Source organism: Arsenophonus sp. ENCA (assembly GCF_002287155.1).
GTDB classification, from domain to species: Bacteria; Pseudomonadota; Gammaproteobacteria; order Enterobacterales; family Enterobacteriaceae; genus Arsenophonus; species Arsenophonus nilaparvatae.
In genome coordinates this window covers 1-4,234 of sequence record NZ_NHNG01000109.1, presented here as the reverse complement: position 1 = coordinate 4,234, position 4,234 = coordinate 1, and the positions used below count along the sequence as shown (strand labels likewise).

2 protein-coding genes and 2 pseudogenes are annotated in these 4,234 nt (G+C 36.8%); 1 reads left to right on the top strand and 3 read right to left on the bottom strand.

Features of this window, described 5'->3' with window-relative positions; genetic code table 11:
* Nucleotides 1–197: hypothetical protein (locus CBG25_RS03155; protein WP_290604058.1), on the bottom strand; the 197-nt coding region annotated here is incomplete at its 3' end.
* Between the two features lie 240 nt (nt 198–437).
* On the opposite strand from CBG25_RS03155, the pseudogene CBG25_RS03150 reads away from it, so the two are divergent.
* Nucleotides 438–2,529 (top strand): annotated as a pseudogene (locus CBG25_RS03150) (S9 family peptidase).
* Nucleotides 2,530–2,592: 63 nt separating this feature from the next.
* On the opposite strand, the gene xseA reads toward CBG25_RS03150, so the two are convergent.
* Entirely contained in the window at nt 2,593–3,942 is a 1,350-nt protein-coding gene (gene xseA, locus CBG25_RS03145; protein ID WP_290604453.1) for an exodeoxyribonuclease VII large subunit, read from the bottom strand.
* Nucleotides 3,943–4,027: 85 nt separating this feature from the next.
* Nucleotides 4,028–4,234: pseudogene (locus tag CBG25_RS03140) on the bottom strand (hypothetical protein); the annotation flags it as partial.

The following is a 4,234-nucleotide window of genomic DNA, read 5'->3' as shown; positions in this document are numbered from 1 at the left end:
CTTTTTTTGTCTATAGAAGGTTCAACTAATCGCCATAGGTCTTTAGGGCGGAAACATCTACTTTTTAACCATCGGCTAACCGTGTCATGAGATAAAGGCGATGGGCTGACTTCTGATAACGCCAAACTAGAGTATCTTACACTGCTTACTTGCAAGAATATTTTATAGATATCTTTAATGCATGGATAACCGGACAAAATATGAACATCCTGATTTTTTCTTGTTTTTAAATTTATACTTCTTTTTTAGAGACTGCGAAACTCGTGATTTATTTAAAATAGTTGTTTTATCTATTAGTATCATAGGCCTTTATTTATTAATTTTGTATTATTAAATAACTAAAAATTTGCCAACAGGATGTTCTAATAAATATGCAATTAACTCAGCGCTTTTTCTATCGATATTTGAACATTATACTATTGATATCATTATTAAATATGATTGCGTTTACCAGTTTGGCAGGAGAAAAAATGATAATTCCAATGGCAGAAAAGCAACCACACAAAATGGTTTTACATGATGATAGCCGCATTGATAATTATTATTGGCTACGTGATGATACGAGAAAAAATAAAAAAGTTATCAAATACTTGACTGATGAAAATCAATATACCAATGCGGTATTAAAATCTGGCACCGTATTAAGAGAGCAATTATTTGGCGAGATGGTCGCTCGTGTGGAGCAGCGAGATCAATCGGTGCCTTATATATATAATGGTTACATTTATCGTACCCTTTATCAGGAAGGCCAAGATTATCCTATTTATCAACGTAAACCTGTCAACCAAAATAGTGATTGGCAGATATTAGTTGATGGTAATGAGCGAGCTAAGGGACATCAATTTTATACCTTGGGTGGTATTGCTGTTTCTGAAGATAATAATCGTTTGGCAATTGTCGAAGATTTTCAAGGTCGTCGTCAGTTTGAGGTTTCATTTAGACAGTTAGCTAGTAAAAAATGGCAGAATGCAGTAATTAAAAATACCTCTGGTAATATTGTATGGTCTAATGATAATCAAACTCTCTATTATATTCGTAACCACCCACAAACATTATTACCTTATCAAGTATATTGTCATCAATATGGAAAAGTGGGGGGTTGAAGATAAAAAAGTTTATCAAGAGAATGATGACCGATTTTACTTGAGCATGACAAAAAGTAGCTCAAAAGCGTATATTCTACTAGCGATTAGTAGTACAGAAACATCAGAATATCGATTAATCGATGCTAATAACCCAGCCGAATCACTTAAAATATTTTCCCCTCGCCAAACCGGACGTGAGTACGATTTAGATCATTTTCGTGATAATTTCTATATTCGCTCTAACCATCAATTGGAGCAATTTGGTTTATATGCTACTCAATCAATTGACCAGCCCTGGCAAACAATTATTGCACCGAATAAAGAGACTGATTTAGAAAATTTTGCGCTTTTTAACCGTTGGTTGGTTGTTGAAGAGCGTCATAATGGCTTAGTTAATATTCGACAGATAGATTGGCAGAGCAAACAGTAAAAAATAGTTCAATTTGATGAAGCGGTATATAGTGTCTGGATTGATTATAATCCAGAGCCTGATAGCGAGACTTTACGTTATGGTTATTCTTCACTAACTACCCCAATATCTGTTATGCAGATAAATATGCTAACTGGACAGCGTGAATTGCTAAAACAACAACAAGTCAATGGATTTGATAAATCACTTTATACCAGTGAATGTATCTGGGTTCAGGTAAAAGATGGCACTAAAGTGCCAGTTTCGTTGGTATATCGTAAAGATCGATGGCAAAAAAGCAAAAATCCGATTTTGATTTATGGCTATGGTGCTTATGGTATCAATGTGGATCCGGTTTTTAGTTCACCGCGTTTGAGTTTATTAGATAGGGGATTTGTCTATGCGATAGTGCATGTTCATGGTGGCGGCGATTTAGGCAAAGCCTGGTATCAACAAGGGAAGGTTGAAAATAAAGCCAATAGTTTTAGTGATTTTATTGATGCAACCAAAATATTGATTGCAAAGGGCTATGGTGATCCCAAACGGGTATATGCAATGGGTGGTAGTGCTGGTGGTTTATTGATGGCGGCGGTAATTAACCAGGCACCGGAACTCTATCGAGGCGTTGTCGCTCAAGTTTCTTTTGTCGATGTTGTGACAACCATGCTTGATCCTTCTATTCCATTAACAACTGGTGAATATGATGAATGGGGTGATCCTGCTGCGCAAGACGCTTATTTTCGACTAAAATCTTACAGTCCATATGACAATATTAAATCTCAACGTTACCCCAATTTATTGGTTACGACGGGGTTATATGATTCACAAGTCCAATATTGAGAGCCGGCTAAATGGGTGGCTAAACTAAGAGAGTATAAAGTGGGTAATACGGTCTTATTGCTGGAAACAAATATGAAAGCTGGCCATGGTGGTAAATCGGGTCGATTTAACCGTCTAAAAGATACCGCTTTGGAATATGCTTTTATTTTGATGCTAGATGATAATAAAAAATATTTCCCTGATTTTGATGTTTAATAAATTTTTGTTGCCTTATATGATAATTAATATAAGGCTAATAAATCATATTTATAGATGATATTAAGCAATTTTATTGATCGATAAGATTTTACTTTCAAGCCAACCGTCTTGTAAGCGAGTTTTTAATGTTTCTCCAATATGTATTTGTTGTGTTTTGGTTAAAACCTGTCCATTAGGTGATTCGCTAATACTATAACCACGGGCTAATGTTGCTAATGGACTTACTGCTTCAAGGCGGGAGCAACAGACACTAAATTTTTCACGATATTGGCTTAGTATTTGAGTAATTAATTGTTTTAATTGAAATTGCTGCTGAATATAACGTTGGCGACAATTTTGTAGTTGTGGCCGCAGATCACATAGTATTAAACGTTGTTCAAGGTTATATTGCTGACGATTTTTTTGCTGCAAATATTGTTGTGTGGCGTTAACAAGTTTTTGTTGTAATTGGATCAGATAATTGTGTTGGCGCGTTATCCGTAGTTCAGGATGTTGCTGCTGTAATTTATGTTGTAATTGACCAAAGATACGTAGTTTACGCGCCATGAAATAGTCCATCGACATTTCTAATCGCTGTTTTTGTTCAAGTAGCTGACGGAGTAATTCTTGTTGATTGCGGCTCACTAATTCTGCCGCAGCTGAGGGGGTTGGGGCTCGTAAATCGGCAACAAAATCAGCAATAGTTACATCGGTTTCATGACCAACCGCTGCAATAATTGGTAACTGACTATCAAAAATCGCTCGGGCGACCTTTTCATCGTTAAAAGCCCACAAATCTTCCAATGAACCACCACCTCGGCCGACAATCAGCACATCACATTCTTGCCGATGATTAGCCAACTCAATAGCACGAATAATTTGTCGTGGTGCATCTTCTCCTTGCACGGCGGTGGGATAAATAATGACAGGTAATGAAGGATCGCGGCGTTTTAAGATATTTAAAATATCATGTAATGCAGCGCCTGTTGCTGAAGTAATAACACCTAAGCGTTTGGCTGGCATTGGTAGTGCTTGTTTGTAATGTTGTGCGAATAGTCCTTCAGCTGAAAGTTTCTGTTTCAATATCTCAAATTGTTGTTGTAATAATCCATCACCCGCAGGTTGCATATTTTCGATAATTAATTGGTACTCTCCTCTCGGCTCGTACATGGTAACAGTCGCTCGAACTAACACTTGTTGACCATTTTGTGGTCGAAAATTGACGCGAATATTTTGGCCGCGAAACATCGCGGCACGTAGCTGCGCTTTTTCATCTTTTAAAGTCAAATACCAGTGGCCGGAAGCCGGCTGAGAAAAATTAGAGATTTCTGCATTAAGCCAAATTCTGCCAATTTGAAGTTCAAGTAATTGCCGAACCGATTGATTAAGTTGGCTAACCGAATAAATTCCACTATTTCCTGAAGTTAACATGTTAAGTTAGCAACACCTTGTAAATAAAATTAATGGCTAAATATTAGCAGCGATTATTTCTATTATACACGAGTTTCGCACAAAACTAATTTGGGTACGCTAATAAAACACGGATGTGCTCAGCAATAGCATTTTTGATTACGTCCCAATTTTGTTGATAAAGTGTTATTTTTTCAGATATACGACGTTTATGTTGTTCAAACCACGCAGAAATAGCGAGAAAAATATGATTTCTTTGCGCTCGGCTCGTGCGAGCCTGACAGCGTTCAATACCACAATTTTGTTTAACTTC

What these genes read in the sequence shown, in the direction of transcription:
- xseA (WP_290604453.1), bottom strand. Translation starts at nt 3,942, where the DNA reads ATGTTAACTTCAGGAAATAGTGGAATTTATTCGGTTAGCCAACTTAAT.